General features: G+C 66.2%; 16 protein-coding genes. 1 reads left to right on the forward strand and 15 read right to left on the reverse strand.

Features of this window, described 5'->3' with window-relative positions; translation table 11 throughout:
• Positions 1-293 precede the first annotated feature (293 nt).
• From FAZ69_RS10775 to FAZ69_RS10795, 5 genes are read right to left on the reverse strand one after another with little or no spacing between them, the layout of a single operon-like run.
• On the reverse strand, positions 294-746 hold the full coding sequence (locus FAZ69_RS10775) for a MaoC family dehydratase (protein ID WP_136894156.1): 453 nt from the start codon (positions 744-746) through the stop codon (positions 294-296).
• Entirely contained in the window at positions 743-994 is a 252-nt protein-coding gene (locus tag FAZ69_RS10780; RefSeq protein ID WP_136894158.1) for a DUF1289 domain-containing protein, read from the reverse strand. The genes FAZ69_RS10775 and FAZ69_RS10780 overlap by 4 nt, the downstream gene beginning before the upstream one ends.
• Positions 991-1,509: a YbaK/EbsC family protein gene (locus tag FAZ69_RS10785; RefSeq protein WP_136894160.1), complete on the reverse strand. Its 519-nt coding sequence runs from the start codon at positions 1,507-1,509 to the stop codon at positions 991-993. Before FAZ69_RS10785 ends, FAZ69_RS10780 begins: the two co-directional genes overlap by 4 nt.
• A 51-nt stretch (positions 1,510-1,560) precedes the next feature.
• Positions 1,561-2,484, reverse strand: coding sequence for a hydroxymethylglutaryl-CoA lyase (locus FAZ69_RS10790; protein ID WP_136894162.1), 924 nt, complete (start codon positions 2,482-2,484; stop codon positions 1,561-1,563).
• A gap of 48 nt (positions 2,485-2,532) precedes the next feature.
• Entirely contained in the window at positions 2,533-3,474 is a 942-nt protein-coding gene (locus FAZ69_RS10795; protein WP_136894164.1) for a 2-hydroxyacid dehydrogenase, read from the reverse strand.
• 232 nt (positions 3,475-3,706) lie between these two features.
• Between FAZ69_RS10795 and FAZ69_RS10800 the strand changes: the two genes are divergently transcribed.
• Positions 3,707-4,318, forward strand: coding sequence for an RBBP9/YdeN family alpha/beta hydrolase (locus FAZ69_RS10800; protein WP_169708604.1), 612 nt, complete (start codon positions 3,707-3,709; stop codon positions 4,316-4,318).
• Between the two features lie 63 nt (positions 4,319-4,381).
• Here FAZ69_RS10800 and FAZ69_RS10805 read toward each other — a convergent pair whose 3' ends face one another.
• The 10 genes from FAZ69_RS10805 to FAZ69_RS10850 form a co-directional block, all read right to left on the reverse strand.
• Positions 4,382-6,532, reverse strand: coding sequence for a phosphocholine-specific phospholipase C (locus FAZ69_RS10805; RefSeq protein ID WP_136894166.1), 2,151 nt, complete (start codon positions 6,530-6,532; stop codon positions 4,382-4,384).
• Between the two features lie 81 nt (positions 6,533-6,613).
• Positions 6,614-6,904, reverse strand: coding sequence for a hypothetical protein (locus tag FAZ69_RS10810; RefSeq protein ID WP_136894168.1), 291 nt, complete (start codon positions 6,902-6,904; stop codon positions 6,614-6,616).
• 336 nt (positions 6,905-7,240) lie between these two features.
• Entirely contained in the window at positions 7,241-7,516 is a 276-nt protein-coding gene (locus FAZ69_RS10815; protein ID WP_136894170.1) for a hypothetical protein, read from the reverse strand.
• Positions 7,516-8,313, reverse strand: a complete 798-nt coding sequence (locus tag FAZ69_RS10820; RefSeq protein ID WP_136894172.1) for a hypothetical protein — start codon at positions 8,311-8,313, stop codon at positions 7,516-7,518. The genes FAZ69_RS10815 and FAZ69_RS10820 overlap by 1 nt, the downstream gene beginning before the upstream one ends.
• A 186-nt stretch (positions 8,314-8,499) precedes the next feature.
• The gene (gene bioB, locus FAZ69_RS10825; RefSeq protein ID WP_136894174.1) at positions 8,500-9,558 is read right to left on the reverse strand and encodes a biotin synthase BioB; all 1,059 of its coding nucleotides are present in this window, start codon (positions 9,556-9,558) and stop codon (positions 8,500-8,502) included.
• A gap of 36 nt (positions 9,559-9,594) precedes the next feature.
• Positions 9,595-10,326, reverse strand: coding sequence for a dethiobiotin synthase (gene bioD, locus FAZ69_RS10830; protein ID WP_136894928.1), 732 nt, complete (start codon positions 10,324-10,326; stop codon positions 9,595-9,597).
• 2 nt (positions 10,327-10,328) lie between these two features.
• Complete coding sequence (gene bioF, locus FAZ69_RS10835) at positions 10,329-11,519, reverse strand: 8-amino-7-oxononanoate synthase (RefSeq protein ID WP_136894930.1); 1,191 nt, start codon at positions 11,517-11,519, stop codon at positions 10,329-10,331.
• The gene (gene bioA / locus FAZ69_RS10840) at positions 11,519-12,862 is read right to left on the reverse strand and encodes an adenosylmethionine--8-amino-7-oxononanoate transaminase (protein ID WP_439654760.1); all 1,344 of its coding nucleotides are present in this window, start codon (positions 12,860-12,862) and stop codon (positions 11,519-11,521) included. The genes bioF and bioA overlap by 1 nt, the downstream gene beginning before the upstream one ends.
• Before the next feature lie 416 nt (positions 12,863-13,278).
• Positions 13,279-14,568 (reverse strand): dienelactone hydrolase family protein, encoded by a 1,290-nt coding sequence (locus tag FAZ69_RS10845; protein ID WP_136894178.1) that lies wholly within the window; start codon positions 14,566-14,568, stop codon positions 13,279-13,281.
• 334 nt (positions 14,569-14,902) lie between these two features.
• Complete coding sequence (locus FAZ69_RS10850; protein WP_136894180.1) at positions 14,903-15,364, reverse strand: YchJ family protein; 462 nt, start codon at positions 15,362-15,364, stop codon at positions 14,903-14,905.
• Positions 15,365-15,372 lie beyond the last annotated feature (8 nt).

Below are 15,372 nucleotides of genomic sequence, written 5' to 3' on the forward strand. Positions count from 1 at the left end.
AGGGCGCTTCGTCAATTCGAGCGCTGGTGAAATAGCGCCAGCGCAAGCCAGGCAAAAGACGCTTCGAGGCAAAACGTCAGCAGTCTGTAGGGAAATTACCGATGCGTTCCAGGTGGGGTGGCCGGTATTATCGATATGGACGCTGATCACGTCAAAAATTCCGCCGCACGCCATTTCAGGCGCGCGGCTTTCTTTTTTGTCGACCGGAGTTCGCGCTTTAGCGCGTTACTCTGGTCCCATGCAAAGCTGTGCGGCGTTTTTCGCGGCGTTCTCGCGGCGCGCCGGGCGGACGCTCAATCTTCTGGCCGCTTGGCTTCTTCAGGCATCACGAGAATCGTGGCCGCGCCGAGCAGCGCGGTTTCGCCGCGCTGGTTGACTGCACTGCCTTCGAGCGTCACGAGATCGCCGTTCAGGCTCTCTTTCCAATAGGCATCGACGACACGCCAACTCAGCGTGAGCGTATCGCCCGCGTGCACGGCTTTCTTCAGCTTGAAATCGAACTCGAGTCCGAGGGACTGCGCGTACTTCGTGAAGTGCGTGGCAAGCAGCGCCATAAAATGCGCAACCGGCTGCGTGCCCGACGCGATGATCCCGCCGAACCGGCTTTGTGCGGCGTAGGCTTCGTCGTGATGCAGCGGGTTCAGGTCGTTGACGAGCGTCGCGAACGACTTGATCGATTCGAGCGGCAGCGTCAGCGTGCTGCTGCACGTCTCGCCGATCTGCACCACGCGGGACGGCTCGTTCATGGCGCATTCACCCGCCGTTTGTCCATCAGCGATGCGTGGCGCAGATCGGTCTGCGCCAGGATCGCGCGCTTCGCGTCGTCGTCGCTTTGCGACCAGGCGCGGATCTCGTCGATCGTGCGCAGGCACCCGTCGCACCATTGCGTTTCCGGGTTGATCCGGCACACGTTGATGCACGGCGACGGCACGGCCGGCGCCGGCGGTGTTTGCAGTGCGGTCTCGGCTTGATTGGCTTCGGCGGAATTCGTCATGCGTCGCGCAACGCCACGTCGGCCACCGGCGCGCCCGTCAGTGCGACGAGCTCTTGCGGCGACAGGTTGAACACCGCGTGCGGATGGCCCGCCGCGGCCCACAGGCTGTCGAGCTCGAGCAAGTCGGCGTCGATCAGCGTGACGGGCGGTGTGGCGTGCCCGATCGGGCAGACGCCGCCGATCGCATAGCCCGTCTTCTCGCGGACGAACTTCGCGTCGGCGCGCGCGATCTCGCCGACTTGCTGCGCGACTTTCTTCTCGTCGACGCGATTCGCGCCGCTCGCGACCACCAGCACGGGCGCATCGTCTTCGCGGCGCCGGAACAGGATCGACTTCGCGATCTGCGCGACCGAGCAGCCGAGGCCCGCGGCGGCTTCGGCCGAAGTCTTGCCGGTCTCCGGCAGCATCACGACGGACTTGGCGTGCCCGCGCTCGCGCAGCAATTGCGCGACGCGGCGGGCGCTATCAGGGAGGGCGTCGTCGCCGCTCGATGGGGAAATGGCTATGCCGGACATGGAGCGATCGTTCGTATCGTTGAATGGATGAGTGAGCCGCAGGCAGCACGCTCACGAGCACGCGGGCTGGCTGCGCGCCTTCGCGAGCAACGCCTTGCCTGCGCGCGACACGTTGGGCCGGCCGATCGAGGTCGAGATGAAATCGCCGATCGCGACCACCTGGTCGAGATCGATGCCCGTCTCGATGCCGAGGCCGTTCATCAGGTACAGCACGTCTTCGGTCGCGACGTTGCCGGTCGCGCCCTTCGCATACGGGCAGCCGCCGAGCCCCGCAACGGAGGCGTGGAAGATCTCGATGCCTTCGAGGAGCGCGGCGTAGATGTTCGCGAGCGCTTGGCCGTAGGTATCGTGGAAGTGCCCGGAAAGCCGCTCGCGCGGGAATGCCTGCGTGACTGCGGAGAACACTTCGCGCGTGCGTTTCGGGGTGCCGACGCCGATCGTGTCGGCGATATCGATCTCGTCGCAGCCAAGCGCCGCGAAACGCTCGACGACATCGACCACCGACGCCACCGGCACCTCGCCTTGATACGGGCACCCGAGCGAGCACGACACGCTGCCGCGCACGCGCAGGCCGTGCTCCTTAGCAGCGGCGACGACCGGCTCGAAGCGCGCGATGCTCTCCGCGATGCTGCAATTGATGTTCTTCTGCGAGAAGGCCTCGCTGGCCGCGCCGAAAATGACGATCTCGCCGGCACGCGCGGCGAGCGCGCCTTCGAAGCCCTTCAGGTTCGGCGTCAGCACCGAATAGATCGTGCCCGCGCGGCGTTCGATGCCGTTCATGACCTCGGCGCCGTCGGCCATCTGCGGCACCCATTTCGGCGACACGAACGAGGCCGACTCGACGTTCCTGAAGCCCGCTGCCGCAAGCCGGTTGACGAGCTCGATCTTGACGGCCGTCGACACGAATTCCTTCTCGTTCTGCAGCCCGTCGCGCGGGCCGACTTCAACGATCTTCACTGCGCTGGGGATCGACATGGTTTTTGTCTCCTGGATGCTTGGAAGGTGAGTGCGATGCGTGATGTGTCAGTAGCCGCGCGCCAGATCGACGACGCCGCTGATCGCTTCGCCGCGTTCGAGCGCCGCAATCTTTTGCGCCACTTGCTGCACGCTTTCTTCGCGCAGCGTTTCGGCCGAGCTGTGCGGCGTGATCGTGATGCGCGGCTCGCGCCAGAACGGATGCTCCGGATCGAGCGGCTCGTTGCGGAAGACGTCGAGCGTGGCGGCGGCGATCTGTCCGTCCTTCAGCGCGTCGAGCAGGTCTTCTTCGACGAGATGCGCGCCGCGCGCCACGTTCACGAGATACGCGCCGCGCGCGAGCTTCGAGAAGGTGCGGCGGTTCAGCACGTCGTGCGTGTCGGGGGTGCTCGGCAGCAGGTTCACGAGCACCTTCACGCCGTCGAGAAACGCGTCGAGCCGATCGGCGCCTGCGTAGGCCGTCACGCCGTCGATGCGCTTTTCGCCGCGGCTGTAGCCGCGCACCGGCAGGCCGAACGACGCGAGCGTCTTCGCGACATGCGCGCCGAGCGCGCCGAGCCCGAGCACGCCGACGGTGAAGGTGCGGCGCGGATGCGGCTCGAGCACGTGCCAGCGGCGCTCGGCCTGCAGGCGCTCGTATTCGTCGAAGCGGCGCAGGTAGCGCAGCACCGCATGCGTCACGTATTCGGCCATTTGCGCGGCCATGCCCGTGTCTTCGAGCCGCACGAGCACCGCGTCGCGCGGCAGCGTGCCCGGATGCGCCGCTTCGAGCGCCAGAATCGCATCGGCGCCGGCGCCGAGATTGAACACCGCGCGCAGGCCGGGCCGCGCGGTGAACAGCTCGCGCGGCGGACGCCAGACGATCGCGTAATCGGCGTTCGCGGAGTCGCCCGGCTGCCATTCGCGCAGCTCGGCGCGCGGCAGCGCCTGGGCCAGGTCGCGCAGCCAGGCGGACGCGTCGCCATGCGGCGTGTAGAACAGAATCTTCATATCGTTTCGAGTGATCGCGCGCTGTGCGAGGCGGACGAGGAGGGTGCCGGCATGAAGCCACTCCGTTAAGAACAGGCTTCATTCTACTTTTTCGGGAGAGGCCGCGCGCGGCGTGCGGCGCCGGGGCGCTCGGCGGTCCCTGTTTGCCGATAACCAAAGCACAAAAAATTGGTTCGGCAAGCAAGACGCGGGCGCGAGAATGCCCACTCGGATTCCTCGCCGGGAGGCGCACATGCTTGCATGCAGCAAATCGACATGGCCGCCGCGCCTCGTGACCGTACCGGGCCTTCACGGCAGCGAGGGCGCGCACTGGCAGACCTGGCTCGAGCGGCAATTCGCACGCTCGCTGCGCGTCGAGCAGGCCGATTGGGATGCGCCGCATCTCGCGACGTGGTCGCAGGCTGTGCGCGACCTTCTCGCGCGCGAGAAGGGGCCGGTCGTGCTCGCCGCGCACAGCTTCGGGTGCCTGGCGGCCGCGCACGCGTTCGCGCAGGGGACGCATGCGGCGAATGTCGCCGGCGTGCTGTTCGTCGCGCCTGCGAGTCCGAAGAAATTTGCGTTTGCGGGGCAGTTCGAGGCGCGGCGGCTAGGCGTGCCCTCGATCGTGATCGGCAGCGAAACCGATCCGTGGATGCCGCTCGCCGATGCGCGCGAGCTGGCGCGGCGTCTCGGGAGCGCGTTCGTGAATCTCGGCGACGCGGGGCATATCAATGTCGCGGCAGGCTTCGGGCCGTGGCCGCGCGCGAAGTATTTCATCGACACGCTCGTGCATTGCGCCGCGCCGCTGCGCTTTCACGGCGACGAGCCGGTCGAGTTGGCCCCGCACGCGCTCGCCGGAGCTTGAGCGCGGCGGGACCGTCATCGAGCTCCCGTTTCTAGCGGGGGCTGTCTGCATTTTCCGACGTCGTTACCCGAGGCTGCCGAGCGTCGTCACCGGCGCGACGGCGGCCGGGTCCGTGAAGCTCGGGCGGCCGGTCTCGATGTGACCGGCGAGGCGGCGCAGGAACGTGCCGTTCGATCCGTCCGAGATCGTCAGGTCGTACCAGTGATGGCTGCCGCGCAGGTCCCAGCGCGCTTCGGTCTGGCTTTCGGGCGCGAGGTTGAAGCTGCGCGTTTGGGCGCCGTAGGCGTTGTCCACAGCGGTCAGCTGGATCGGCGCCTTGCCGCGATTCACGATGCGCAGGTACAGGTTGCCGTTCGCGATGTCATAGCCCGCTTCGACTTCGGGACGCGCGACGTGACCGTGGGCGTTGCCCTGCTCGTTCTGGGCGTTCTGCGCCACCGTGCCCGTGAACTGGCGCACGAAGCCGTTCGGACCGTAGACCGTGAACGCATAGGCGCCCGACGTCGCCGACAGGTCGAACGCATCGTGCAGCGACTTGTGTGCTTCGACCGTATAGCGCCACGGGCCGTCGGTGCGGTTCGTCGCGTAGACGTAGAAGTGCGCGCCGTGCTCGCCGGTGTTGGCGAACGTGAGGTTGAACTTGCCGTCCTCGGCCTTCACGTGCGCGTTCACGTGCAGCTCGTACGGCAGCGCTCGCGCATAGCGGGTGCCCGGCTCCTGCGGATCGACCGCGCCCGGCGTTGCCGGCACTGCCGGCTTCGGGTTGTTCGCGCACTGGTTGTCGGCGATCGACTTGTAGTTGCTCGTGTCGGGCAGCGGCGGCATCGTCGCGTCGGGCGTGCGGAAATCGAACGCTGAAACGAGGTTGCCGCACACGGCGCGGCGCCACGGCGTGATGTTCGGCTCGTTCACGCCGAAGCGCGCCTCGATGAAGCGGATCACCGACGTGTGATCGAACACCTGCGAGCAGACGAAGCCGCCCTTGGTCCACGGCGAGACGATCGTCATCGGCACGCGCGGGCCGAGGCCGTACGGGAAGCCGTCGGCAGTGTAGCTGCCGCCGCGCAGCGGGTTCACGACGTTGTGGATCTCGCCTTCGACGGTGACCGTCGAGAGGCCCTGCGCGCGCGTCGTCGCGGGCTGCGGCGGGACGATGTGGTCGAAGTAGCCGTCGTTCTCGTCGTACATCACGAGCAGCACGGTCTTGCTCCAGACGTCGGGATTCGACGTGAGCGCATCGAGGATCGTCGACAGGTATTCCGCGCCGTAGGCGGGCGTGTACTGCGGATGCTCCGAATACGCGGCCGGCGGCAGGAGCCACGAGACCTGCGGCAGGTTGTTCGCCTGCACATCGGCCTTGAGCTGGTCGATCGTGCGCACCGTCATCGCGCGGTTGTAGAGCGACGAGCCCACCGGCGCATTGATGTACTGCTGGAAGTTCATCAGCACGTTGGTGCCGTAGTTGCCGTTCAGCGGATCGGCGCCCGTCAGGCCCTGCTGGTAGACCTGCCACGAGATGCCGGCCGCATCGAGCCGCTCCGGATACGTGGTCCACGAGAGCAGCGCGTACTTCGGCGGCCCGTCGCCGTCGACATAGTCGGCGTTGTCGAGCAGCGGGCCGCCTTGCGTGCCGGTCGGGTCGACCATCCCCGTCATCAGGTACGAGCGGTTCGGGTGCGTCGGGCCGGGCAGCGAGCAGAAATAGTTGTCGCAGACCGTGAACGCGTCGGCGAGCGCGTAATGGAACGGGATGTCCGAGCGCAGGTAGTAGCCCATCGTCAGGTCCGTCTTGTTGGCGGGCCACTGGTCGTAGCGGCCGCCGTTGATGGTGGCTTGTGTCTTGTACCAGGAGTGGTCGAGGTCGCCGACGCACTGCGCGCTCGTCGTCTGCGTGTTCAGGTGAAACGGCACTACCGGCTGCGCCGGGTTTTCCTTCGACGGCTGATTCCACACCGGCTGACCGTTCGGCAGCGGGATCGGGAAGCGGTCGTTGTAGCCGCGCACGCCGGGCAGATGGCCGAGGTAGTGGTCGAACGAGCGGTTCTCCTGCATGAACACGACGATGTGCTCGACATCGCGGATCGTGCCCGTGCCCGATGCCGCCGGCACGGCGAGCGCGCGGCGGATCGATTCGGGGAACACGGTCATCGCGGCGGCGGCGCCCGCGGACTGGGCTACGGTTTGCAGAAAACGGCGTCGGCTATTCGAGGTCATTTGGGGTTCACCTTCTGCTGGGTCTGCTGCTGCGGGAGATTCGCTTCGCAAGGAGGCGGCTTGCTGGGCGGCTGGGTTCTGTCAGTTGGCGCTGGACTCCGGTGCGTAGTGCACGACTGGGGCGACCGGGGCGGGTTCGGCCGGAAATGCGCTGGACTGAGCGGAGGCGACGTTGGTGGTGCCGGAATTGGCTGCGGCGCTGGCTGCCGTGCCGGTATCGGCGCTCGCGTTCTGGCTGACGTTCGGAGCCGATTGCTGCGCGTTGGCGGCTGGCGTGGCGAGCGGGGAAGCCGAGTCGTCAGGGCCGCAGCCCCAGAGGCCGATGCTCGAGAGCACGGCGATGGAAAGCGTGACCGTCGTTCGAAGGCGCATGCGTTGTCTCTCCACATTTCGGGGGGCATTGCGGCGTTGCTGCGAGCGGCGGCTGACGTCGGGAATGCGCCGGCTCGTCGGCGGACGGCTAAGTGTGAAGAGACGGTAAGAAAATTATGTGAAACGTTTGCGGCGGGGATGTGATGACGATTGGCTTACGGTGGGGCTGGTTTTTAGGCGACTCCTCGTGGCTGTCTTCGCTATAAAAATCGCGGTGGCTCGGGAGCGTTTTGTCATTCGGATACTCGCGCGTTCGCAGCACGAACCGGCAGTGCGGAAAGACGGGCACACAAGCCGACTCGCGAGGGTCGGCTTTTTTGTGCAACGGACAATGCGCTATCGAGACGAAGGCTTATTGATCGGTTCTTGTGTGACGGACATGTACTGCTTGATGTCCGGCTGGCCGAGTGCAATCAGGTTGAGCATCGCAACCCCGAGCCGTCGCGCGAATTCGTCGTCGAGCTTGAAATCGTACTCGTCGAGAAGAATCGGGATTTCGATCTTTCCGGCGACGAGTGGGGCCAACTTGGCGGGGTCGACGGTTTGCACCGTGAGTCTCTGGCGGTCTTCTGCGTAAGTTAAAACCACGGAATACGGCGGATGAGCTGCCATCAATAACCTCTGCACTGTTGATAGTTCTGAAATGCCTGCTGTTTGCATAGCGCGCTGCCGCGCGCACCGCCCATCGGGCCGCCAAGTGCATTGCACAAGTCCAGATCACGCTCGTACTGAGCAAAGCACTCCGCCTCATCTGCCTCGCTCACGCTGCGTGCAGCCAAGTCTTGCACATCGCCACCCGGCACGGATTCGCTGTACTGGAACGGTTGCGCGTCACCAAGCGGCGTTCCTGTTTTGGGAGAGTATGACGGCGTATCAAGGTTCTGGGGAACGCGCGGTGCGTTGCCGTACAGCACCTGCGCAGGCGATGGCGTGTCGGATTGCCGTGGCGGGGCCGCTGGCACTTCCCGCTCTTTCCGGCTCTCCTGTATGGCCTTGACGCAGGCTCGCAGGTCGGCATGATCGGGTTCGAAGATCAGATCGCCGCGCTTCACCGCGTCGAGCACGGCTTGGGCGACTTGGCGCGTATCCATCTGCCAGATCGGAGGATGGTCGTCGAGGCGGGCGAGCAAGGCCCGCACATCGTGGTCAAAACACGTATCGGAGGTGCTCAGACTGCTTCGAAGGAATGCCATCCGGGCCACCTTCATTGCCCGGGTAATGTCCTCGACTTCGCCGGAGGAGACTTCAGCGAAGTGCCTGTGAGTCCCAAAGCAATAGCATCGGGCCGGGTCGAACATGCGCGGATTCCGCACGCTCACGTAGATCGGTATCTGAACGCTTCGCCAGAAGAGATGGGTGTGCTTTCGGTTCTCGTAGTCGCTGTCGCAGTACGGTCCAAGATAAATCATTCTCGGGAGCCTCGCCGTGGTCCGTTGTGTTTGCAACGATTATTGGCAGGCCGTCCGCAGAATGGCCGTCCGATGAGTCAGACTCGCTGCCAAAGGCACGAGTCTTCGTCGGACAAAAGTCAAACAATGTTACGGCTGTGCGCTAGGCGGGCCGGGAAGCGTTAGACCAACCACTTCAAGCGGCGCTCAGTTCGCCGTCTTCGCCCGCTCGCACGTCTGCGCCGTTTCCACCGGCATCTGCTGCGCAGCCTCGGCGCGAATGCCGAGCCGCGCCAGCAGCGTGCGATCCTTCTGAGCCTGCGGGTTGCTCGTCGTCAGCAGCTGATCGCCGTAGAAAATCGAATTCGCGCCGGCCAGGAAGCACAGCGCCTGCATCCCGTCGTCGAGCTGCTGGCGTCCCGCCGATAGCCGCACCACCGCCTTCGGCATCGTGATGCGCGCCACCGCGATCGTGCGCACGAATTCGAGCGGATCGAGCGGCTCGGTCTTTTCGAGCGGCGTGCCTTCGATCGCCACGAGGTTGTTGATCGGCACCGATTCCGGATACGGGTTCATGTTCGCGAGCTGCGCGATCAGGCCCGCTCGCTCGCGGCGCGATTCGCCCATGCCGATGATGCCGCCGCAGCAGACGTTGATGCCCGCGTCGCGCACGCGCTCGAGCGTGTCGAGGCGATCCTGGTAGGTGCGCGTCGAGATGATCTGGCCGTAGAACTCGGGCGACGTGTCGAGGTTGTGGTTGTAGTAGTCGAGCCCGGCGCCGGCCAGTTCCTTCGCTTGCGCATCTTCGAGCATGCCGAGCGTCATGCAGGTCTCGAGGCCCATCTCCTTCACGCCGCGCACCATCGCGGTCAGCGGCTCCATGTGGCGCTCCTTCGGATTGCGCCATGCCGCGCCCATGCAGAAGCGTGTCGCGCCGTTGGCCTTCGCGGCGCGTGCCGCTTCCAGCACCGTGTCGACGTCCATCAGTTTTTCGGCCTTCAGGCCCGTGTCGTGATGCGCCGATTGCGAGCAGTAGCCGCAGTCTTCTTCGCAGCCGCCGGTCTTGATCGACAAGAGCGTGGAGAGCTGGACGGCGTTCGCGTCGAAATGTTCGCGATGCACTTGCTGCGCGCGGAACAACAGGTCGTTGAACGGCAGGTCGTAGAGCGCGGCGACGTCCGCCACGCGCCAGCGTGCCGGCGCGCCGGCGGCATTCGCGGCGCCTGCGGCAGCGTTCGTCGCGGTCTCGGCTTGGTGTTGGGTCATGTCGTCAATCCTTGTAGGCAAAGAGTCGAAAGGGGTTCAGCGCTGCAGGGTGCGCAGCGTTTCCAATATGGCGGCGGTGTCGAGGCAATCGGCGGCGGCGTCGGCAATCGCGCCGGGCGCGGCCGCGGCAAGATGCGGCACGACGCCGACGAGCGGCGCGCGATGCTCGCGCTCCAGCCAGTGGCGGAGGGTGTCGATGTTTTCGCCGGCGAAGCGCATCGCCGGGTCGACTCGATTGGCGACCCAGCCCGCGATGCGCAGGCCGCGCGACGAGATCGCTTCGGCCGTGAGCAGCGCGTGGCTGATGCAGCCGAGCCGCATGCCGACCACGAGCACGACGGGCAGGTTCAGCGCGAGCGCGAGATCGGCGGTGTCGTGCGCATCGTCGAGCGGCACGCGAAAACCGCCGACGCCCTCGACGACGACGATGTCCGCTTGCTTTTGCGCTTGCGCATGGCATTCGACAATACGCTCGATATCGAGTGTGACGCCTTCGCGAGCCGCGACGATATGCGGCGCGGCGGGCGCTTTCAGAAGGTACGGCGTGCGGATTCCGGGCGGCAGCAGCACGCTGGCGGCGGCGTCGAGCTGATCGGCGTCTTCGTTGTGCCATGCGCCGTCGCGCTCGAAGGCGCCGGCGGCGACCGGCTTCATCGCGGCGGCGCGCAAGCCCGCGCGAGTGAAGCCGCGCAGCAGCGCGCAGGAAACGAGCGTCTTGCCGATTTCGGTGTCGGTGCCGGTGACGAAGAGTGAAAGCGGCGCGCTCATGCTCATGCGGGCACCTCGATTTCGCCGAGTTGCCGGAGCGCGGTTTCAAGGCGGGCGAGATCGTCATGCGAATGCGCCGCCGACAGCGAGATTCGCAAGCGCGACGTGCCCACAGGCACGGTCGGCGGACGAATCGCCGGCACCCACAAGCCAGCCTCGTCGAGCCGCGCGGCGACCGCCAGCGCCGCCTCGTTCGAGCCGATGATGAGCGGCTGCACGGCCGTATGCGAGTCGACCGGCTGCCAGCGCGTTTGCCTGAGCATCGCGCGCGTGCGCTCGATGAGCGTCGCGAGATGCGCGCGCCGCGCGTCGCCTTCCTCGCCCGCGATGATCTTGATGCTTGCCGATACCGCATGCGCGACCGCGGGTGGTGACGCCGTCGTGAAGATGTACGGCCGCGCGCGCTGCAGCAGCCATTCGATCACCGTCTCGTGCGCGATCACGCACGCGCCTGCCACGCCCGCGGCCTTGCCGAGCGTGCAGATATAGACGAGATGAGGAGATCGCAGCGCGGCGGCGGCCAGCGCGCCGCGCCCTTGCGGGCCGAGCACGCCGAAGCCGTGGGCGTCGTCGACGACGAGCCACGCGCCGTGCCGCTCCGCGAGCGCGAGAAGCGCGGCGAGCGGGGCGACGTCGCCGTCCATGCTGAAGACGGTGTCGGTGACGATCACTTTCACGGCGGCGTCGGATGCTTCGAGCATCGCGGCCAGCGCGTTCGTGCCGGCATGCGGATAGATCTGCACGTCGGCGCGCGACAGGCGCGCGCCGTCAATCAGCGACGCGTGGTTGAGCGCGTCGGAAAAGAGCGTCGTGCCACGGCCCGCGAGCGCGGTGATCGTCGCGAGGTTCGCCATGTAGCCGGTGGAAAACGACAGCGCGCGCGGCGCATCGACGAAGCCGCCTGCGAACTCGGCGAGATCGTCCTCGAGCTGCACGTGCGCGCGCGAATGACCGCCGAGCAGATGCGAGCCGCCGCTGCCCGCGCCATAACGCGCCGCACCGTCAGCCATGGCGGCGGCGAGCGCCGGGTGCGCGGCGAGACCCAGATAGTCGTTGCTCGCGAAGCCCAGGATCTCGCGCCCGTCGACATTCATATGCGCATCGCACGGCGTTTCGGCGATGCGCCGGCGGCGGCGCAGGCCGCGCGCGTCGAGATCGGCGAGCCCTTGCTCCAGCGTGTCGAGGAGGAACATCAGCATGCCTCCTGCAACGTGGCTTCGAACGTCTCGCGCGTGCGTTCAGCGAGCAGCGCGATTTCTTCGGCATCCAGAATGTATGGCGGCATCAGGTAGACCGTCGCGCCGATCGGGCGCAGCAGCAGTTCCTTGGCGAGCGCCTTTTCGAAGAAGCGGCGCGAGAAGGTCTTCGCGACAGGGCCTTCGAGCACGGCGTCGAATGCGAAGATCGTTCCGCATTGACGGAAATGGCGCACCGATTCGTGCGTCGCGAGCGGCGTCAGCGCCTCGCGCAGCAGCGCCGATTTCCTCGCGTTTCCGGCGAGCACATCGTCGCTCGCGAACAGGCCGAGCGTCGCGAGCGCGGCGCGGCATGCGAGCGGATTGCCGGTGTACGAGTGCGAATGGAGGAAGCCGCGCGTCGTGTCGTCGTCGTAGAACGCCGCGAAGATTTCGTCGCGCGACAGCACGATCGACAGCGGCAGATACCCGCCGCTGATGCCCTTCGACAAGCACAGGAAATCGGGCCACACGTCCGCCTGCTCGCTCGCGAAGAACGTGCCGGTGCGTCCGCAGCCGACGGCGATCTCGTCGGCGATCAGGTGCACGCCGTACTGATCGCACAGCGTGCGCAAGCCCGCGACATACGACACGTCGTGCATCGCCATCCCGGTTGCGCATTGGATGAGCGGCTCGACGATCACCGCGGCGATCTGCGCGGCGCGCGCTTCGAAGAGCGCTCGCACGCTTTCGAGCGCGCGGCGTGCGACATCGGCCGCGGTTTCGTCCGCAAGCGCCTGGCGCACATCGGGCGACGCGACGACATGCGCATGCCGGATCAGCGGATCGTACGCGTCCTTGAACAGCGCGACATCGGTGACGCCAAGCGCGCCGATCGTCTCGCCGTGATAGCTGTTCTGCACGCAGACGAATTCGCGCTTTTCGCTTTTGCCGTGATTGCGCCAATAGTGGAAGCTCATCTTCAGAGCGATCTCGACGGCCGATGCGCCGTCCGAGGCGAAGAACGCGTGGCCGAGCGTGCCGCCGGTGAGATGCGAGAGCCGCTCCGCGAGCTCGACCGCAGGTTCGTGCGTGCAGCCCGCGAGCATCGCATGCTCGAGCGTATCGAGCTGGGCTTTGAGGGCTTCGTTGATGCGCGGATTCGCGTGGCCGAACAGGTTGACCCACCACGAGCTGATCGCATCGAGATAGCGACGGCCCGCGCGGTCGTAGAGCCAGGCGCCGCTGCCGCGCGCCACGGGGATGAGCGGCAGGCGCTCATGGTGCTTCATCTGCGTGCATGGATGCCACACGGCCTTGAGGCTGCGTGCGACCCAGTCTTCCGTTGCTGGTGCTTTCAAAACCACTCCATAGCATGAACGTTCGTTGCGCGCGCCGCTCATGGCGGCGAGGCATGTTCATGCAAAAACACATGACAGGTAGTCCGATTGCGATTTGCGAGCCGGTCATGCGCAATGCTGCGATGACGCGGCGGTTCGCGCCGAATCGGAAAAACGGCAATGAGAGTAACGCGTTCCGTGCGCCGATGCACTAGGCGCTTCAGCACGCGATTGCCCATGGCGTGAGCGATCTAAGCGGCCGTTGAGCGCAGCTCGCGGCGTTTCGCATCAGATCGGGAAAATTCGGCGCCGTTGACGACGGCAAAGCCGTGCGGCTCACCGGACGAAATTCAGCCTCGGCGGGCGGATTGCGGGGCGTTTTCGTCTGCGTATTGAGGTAAGCAGCGGGTAAACAGCGGAGGTGAGCAGCGATCGAATCAGCGGCTCGCGAGCTCGTGGCTCGTGCCGTCGCCGTCGCCGTCGCCGCCGGTGGCGGGCGCGTCGGCCGACGCTTGCGCGACGCCATGCCCGCCGTTCCAGACCACCTTGTCGTTGACCGCATACAGGTGGCACGCTCCGGCGCCTTCCTTCTCGCAGTTCTGGATCGCGAGCGCCATCGGGTTGTCGCCGCCTTCCGCCCACGACCACGCGCCCGAGTCGGACACGGCGAACGCGCGCGTCGGATATTGCTTCAGAAAGTTCTCGTAGCCGGCGCGGCCCGATGCATCGAGAAACGGCACGGCGTTCACCGCATCGAGCGCGGCATAGCCCGACGCCTTTGGCATCGACGGCTCGTCGACGCGATACTGGACACTCGTCGGCATGCCGATGCGCGCGAGGAAGGCCTCGACGGCCGGCCACCAGATGGGCACGCCGTCGCGGTCGACGACGAGCCGGTGCGCGTCGTTCTTGTAGGCGCCGAAATCGACCATCTGCGCGCGCGCGCCGTGCGCGGCGTAGGCCGCGTACATCTGCGCGGAGAGCGCGGGCGACCACACCGAATCGTTGTCGCCGTAGAGCCATAGCGAAGGCGCCTGCGTGTGCTCGCCGTAGGTCTCGAAAGCTTGTGTGAGGTTGCGCTGCCAGCCGGTGCAGGCATCCTGCCGCAGGCCGCCCGAGAAGTTGATGAGGCCGTGCACGCCGGGCGCGGCGTTCACGCCGTAGGCCATCGTGGTCAGGCCGCCGTGCGACGAGCCGGCGACGACGATATGCCGGGCGTCGACATAAGCCTGCTTCGACATATAGTCGATGGCCGCTGCGACGTCGTCGGCCTGGGCGATGCCGTTGCGCTCGACGTCGCACCCCTCCTGCTGATAGGTGCCGCCCGAGCCCGCGAAGCCCTCGCGGTTCGGCGCGACGACGACATAGCCGCGCCGCACGAACTCGCGCGCGAACGCGATCGGCCGGCTGCGCGCCTGCTCGCGAGGATCGCCCTGGATCTTGCCGTGATTGAACACGACCATCGGGAACGGGCCGGGGCCGTCCGGCTTGAAGATCGTCGTCTCGAGCGTGACGGAGCCCGAGGCATCGACGGGAATTCGAAGGATCTGCTCGTTGAGATCGGCGCCGACCTTGGGCTGGTAGGCGTCGTGGTATTCGAGGTTCGGTACTTGGGCCTTGGCGAGCGGCCCGGCGGCGGCGAGGTTCGCGAGTGCGAGTGGCTCGGCCTTGGCGACTGACAGCGCGCACACGGCCGTGCATCCGATCAAGATGTTCTTCAAACTCATTCGCTACCCTGCCTGCTATGAAGTAATTCCTGAATAGCGCACTTCTTTCCGACGCGCCGGACAAAAAGGACACCCGGGGCGAAGCCTGATAGAGCGGCTTTAGAAAGTGCACTGCAAGGAAGGCGATGCTGGCGCATCACATTTCGCGGCAAAACGTGATGCAGCAAAACCAGAGCTCATCGTAGCCCGACAATTTTTCGTTGTGCAATGCAGGAGAACCCGATCTTTTCGGGGTGAGGCGAACAGTAAGGGTGGGACAGGTGTGCTAGGCCCGGGCGTTGCCGCTTTGGGGCGAATGTTGCGGACAGCCAACAAAGCGCTGTCCGCAGCGTACTCAGCGCTCGCTTACATCGCCGTCGACATAGCGCCAGCGCGCGTCGGCGCCGCGCACGAAGCGGCTCACCTCGTGCAGCCGTTGCGCGCGTCCGCCGACTTTGTAGCGGGCGACGAATTCGACGATCGCGTGAGTCGCGTCGGCGGCTTCGAAGCGTTTGACTTGCAGGCCGATCCAGCGGGGGGCGTCGGGGGATTGAGGGTCGAGGTCGAGATCGGCGGGGCAGGTCGCCGAATCCCAGGTTGCACGTAAGTAATCGCTATCGCCGAGAACGTAGGCGCTATAGCGCGAGCGCATCAGTTCGAGCGCCGTCGGCGCGGTCTCGCCGCCGTCGATGAAGCGTCCGCAGCAGACGGCGAAGCGCGGCGTCTTGGCGGTTGCGGCCTTGCCCGGCGCCGTGCCGCCGCAGGGACATTCGAGCGGGCGAGGGTGCGCGGGCGTGGCCGATGCGGAATTCGTCATGCGCGTAA

Origin of the sequence: Trinickia terrae (assembly GCF_005144415.1) — a bacterium.
Lineage (GTDB): Bacteria > Pseudomonadota > Gammaproteobacteria > Burkholderiales > Burkholderiaceae > Trinickia_A > Trinickia_A terrae.

What these genes read in the sequence shown, in the direction of transcription:
- bioB (WP_136894174.1), bottom strand. Translation starts at nt 9,558, where the DNA reads ATGACCCAACACCAAGCCGAGACCGCGACGAACGCTGCCGCAGGCGCC.
- FAZ69_RS10815 (WP_136894170.1), bottom strand. Translation starts at nt 7,516, where the DNA reads ATGGCAGCTCATCCGCCGTATTCCGTGGTTTTAACTTACGCAGAAGAC.
- FAZ69_RS10820 (WP_136894172.1), bottom strand. Translation starts at nt 8,313, where the DNA reads ATGATTTATCTTGGACCGTACTGCGACAGCGACTACGAGAACCGAAAG.
- bioD (WP_136894928.1), bottom strand. Translation starts at nt 10,326, where the DNA reads ATGAGCGCGCCGCTTTCACTCTTCGTCACCGGCACCGACACCGAAATC.
- FAZ69_RS10775 (WP_136894156.1), bottom strand. Translation starts at nt 746, where the DNA reads ATGAACGAGCCGTCCCGCGTGGTGCAGATCGGCGAGACGTGCAGCAGC.
- FAZ69_RS10850 (WP_136894180.1), bottom strand. Translation starts at nt 15,364, where the DNA reads ATGACGAATTCCGCATCGGCCACGCCCGCGCACCCTCGCCCGCTCGAA.
- FAZ69_RS10795 (WP_136894164.1), bottom strand. Translation starts at nt 3,474, where the DNA reads ATGAAGATTCTGTTCTACACGCCGCATGGCGACGCGTCCGCCTGGCTG.
- FAZ69_RS10790 (WP_136894162.1), bottom strand. Translation starts at nt 2,484, where the DNA reads ATGTCGATCCCCAGCGCAGTGAAGATCGTTGAAGTCGGCCCGCGCGAC.
- FAZ69_RS10810 (WP_136894168.1), bottom strand. Translation starts at nt 6,904, where the DNA reads ATGCGCCTTCGAACGACGGTCACGCTTTCCATCGCCGTGCTCTCGAGC.
- FAZ69_RS10785 (WP_136894160.1), bottom strand. Translation starts at nt 1,509, where the DNA reads ATGTCCGGCATAGCCATTTCCCCATCGAGCGGCGACGACGCCCTCCCT.
- FAZ69_RS10805 (WP_136894166.1), bottom strand. Translation starts at nt 6,532, where the DNA reads ATGACCTCGAATAGCCGACGCCGTTTTCTGCAAACCGTAGCCCAGTCC.
- FAZ69_RS10780 (WP_136894158.1), bottom strand. Translation starts at nt 994, where the DNA reads ATGACGAATTCCGCCGAAGCCAATCAAGCCGAGACCGCACTGCAAACA.
- bioF (WP_136894930.1), bottom strand. Translation starts at nt 11,519, where the DNA reads ATGTTCCTCCTCGACACGCTGGAGCAAGGGCTCGCCGATCTCGACGCG.
- FAZ69_RS10800 (WP_169708604.1), top strand. Translation starts at nt 3,707, where the DNA reads ATGCTTGCATGCAGCAAATCGACATGGCCGCCGCGCCTCGTGACCGTA.
- FAZ69_RS10845 (WP_136894178.1), bottom strand. Translation starts at nt 14,568, where the DNA reads ATGAGTTTGAAGAACATCTTGATCGGATGCACGGCCGTGTGCGCGCTG.